Origin of the sequence: Pseudomonas sp. EA_65y_Pfl1_P113 (assembly GCF_963970525.1) — a bacterium.
Taxonomy (GTDB): Bacteria; Pseudomonadota; Gammaproteobacteria; order Pseudomonadales; family Pseudomonadaceae; genus Aquipseudomonas; species Aquipseudomonas tritici.
Genome location: NZ_CAXAQM010000079.1, coordinates 1 through 2,496, shown reverse-complemented (window position 1 = coordinate 2,496; position 2,496 = coordinate 1). Strand labels below are relative to the sequence as shown.

Genomic DNA, 2,496 nt, shown 5'->3' with positions numbered 1-2,496 from the left:
GACCTCTCTGCTTCGATAAAAGAGGTCGATGGTAGTGAATTAATCCTGCGTTGCTGCCTGCCTTAAGGGTGGCCGGATGACCGTGGAATGGGTGGCCGGATCATCGTGGAATCAGTGGCCGGATGTTCATGGAATAGGTGGCCGGATGGCCGTGGAATCCGCAAAGCAGAGCGCTTTGTCCGCGATGGTCACCTTGGATGAAACGTTTCATAGGCAATTCTGCGTTATCACTTTGGGCAATCGTAACAACGTTGGACGGCTCTTGATGTACTCTGATGCAAGAAAGAAATGTTAGTAAATTTGGAGTTTAAGGACTTGCCCATGGATGTGATTTCAGCGCACCTATTTTCTACAAATCACCGTACTCAAATTGAAGCAAGCGATCACTGTGGCTGTTTTTACTGCTTAGGTGTGTTTTCGCCCTCAGAAATCACTGAGTGGGTTGATCTAGATAGCACCGCTCTGTGTCCGAAGTGCGGGATCGACTCGGTCATCGGTTCAGCATCCAGTCTGCCGATTACCCCTGAATTTCTTTCGAAAATGCACGCACACTGGTTCTAGAAGATCCCGTCATTCGACAGCATCCCTTCGGTTTGAGATCTACAGACTAGCTTTACCTCAGTGCGCACGTTCTTGGTAAGTATTTACACACTCTGGGCCGATTGCCGCCTGTCGTGAGGAGCATGGTGTCACTGCTTGGAAGTAGTGTTGGTACGAAAGTGGTACGCAGCTTTCACGCCGGCTCTGTAGAGCAAGGAATACGTGGCCTACAGGATTAGTAATTCCAATCCATCACCGAAAAGGCTGATGTTTTTCGCTCGTGACCGGCAGCAGTCGGTCGATGGCTGTCAGTCGCCACCGGCAGCTATCGACCCGAAGCAGCCGTTCGGCAAGTTCTGTTTTTCAGCGCAGAATCGAACATTGGACACGATGATGGCTAAATAGTAGCATTCTGAATGCTGCTCTGAATTTTATGGGGATGCGAGGCCTATCGCTATCCATATCGCGTTCCTTTGGAGCAAGGCTAAAACCGTTTCATAGACAATTTTTAAGGTTTATACATGATAAAAAAATCTAAATTCTTATTAGTCGCTTCTTGCGTAATTATTTCGGCTTGTTCCGGTATTCCATATGCTCCTAAAGGCTCGACAATGTACGAAGGGGGATACAGCGACGTAAAAACAGGCACCAACACCTATACAGTCATTTTTGAAGGTAACGGTTACAACAAACAAGAACAAGTTGTTGGTTTTGTCAAGAAACGGGCAGGCGAGTTATGCAGTCCACTTAAAGCAGAAACGGAAATTCGCCCTTTTTTAAAAGAGAAAACAAATTACGCAGCTCTAAACGGACAGCTCTATGTAACACAGCATAAATTCCCTAGCGCAGAAGCGTCTGTTGTTTGCGTCGAATAAGCGGCATTATCGCTGTCCATTCATGGCATCGCGCGCATGAATCTTCCCTGATTTCCTGGACACATCTGATGGGCTGCTTTTGGCCGACTCCTGCCGTTTGGTGACAGGCAAAAACCGGCCAGGAGCGGACAGTCGCGGTAGACTCGCGCAAAGCGAATCGAGTAGTGTTTAAGCTGATTTGCTCATGCATCTGCGAGAGTAACCGTGGCTTTCCAACCATGGTGTATAACTCCCTTACGTGGTCATCGGACCGCTGCAAAACCCAGCCTAGGCAGGAAAAAAGGAATGTTATCCACCAAGCCCACGAAAGCGTTTTTTGCCCCATTTAGGGCCTATTTTTAGTTACACCGGATCTAAAGACATGGAACGCAAAAATCTGAAGATAATTTTAGTTTCACTTTCTGCAATTACTCACAACGTGTCAGCGGATCAAAAAGGCGTGAATCTTGAACCTCTTGCAATGGCTAATACAAGCTGCGCTGCGTTTTATGCGGCCGCACAAGTATTGATCAAGCCAGAAGCCAAGAAAGAGTACGAATCTAAATTCAGCACACATTACGCCCTATCACACCAACTCAGTTCTTCATATGAAACACTAGCAGAGAACTTGAACAAAGAAATCCAACGCCAAGCCACCGATGCCTCATCTTTAAAAGAGAAAGCGCAGATTGTAGACTTCCTATCCAAAAATCTAATTAAGTGCAGCACTATCGAAATCCAATCCACTGCAATAATTAAAAATAACACCACTCACCAAGAATAATTCACTGAATAAATCTTCAACCACGACAACTCTATGAGTCGCTCCCATTTTCGTATACGAATCGAATGGTCTTTTCTGGGCAAGATCGGCAGGTGACCACTGTCTGCTTCGGGTCGAAAGTCGTCAATCGCGAAGCGCAGCTATTGGCCGGGAGCTGCGGTACGCAACTGAAAGCTTCCGGCCCAAAAAAGGAGTGCGATCCATAAACCCCACCTATCCAGTCCTTGGGTAACCGATTACCGTGGCATCTCTGGCGAGCAGTTCCACGGCAGCAGTGCTTCATAGTCGGCGACCGACGAGGCATGCGGCAGCCGCTCC

General features: G+C 47.5%; 2 protein-coding genes. Both read left to right on the top strand.

The features are described 5' to 3' along the window. The first annotated feature begins 1,061 nt into the window (after positions 1–1,061). Positions 1,062–1,415 carry a hypothetical protein gene (locus AACY52_RS28300; protein ID WP_339436563.1) on the top strand — a complete coding sequence of 118 codons (354 nt, stop codon included), beginning with the start codon at positions 1,062–1,064 and terminating at the stop codon, positions 1,413–1,415. Between the two features lie 361 nt (positions 1,416–1,776). Further along, complete coding sequence (locus AACY52_RS28295) at positions 1,777–2,178, top strand: hypothetical protein (protein WP_339561069.1); 402 nt, start codon at positions 1,777–1,779, stop codon at positions 2,176–2,178. The last annotated feature ends 318 nt before the right edge of the window (positions 2,179–2,496 follow it).

Bases quoted from the DNA above. Each gene is read 5' to 3' on its own strand.
- AACY52_RS28300 (WP_339436563.1), top strand. From the start codon at position 1,062: ATGATAAAAAAATCTAAATTCTTATTAGTCGCTTCTTGCGTAATTATT.
- AACY52_RS28295 (WP_339561069.1), top strand. From the start codon at position 1,777: ATGGAACGCAAAAATCTGAAGATAATTTTAGTTTCACTTTCTGCAATT.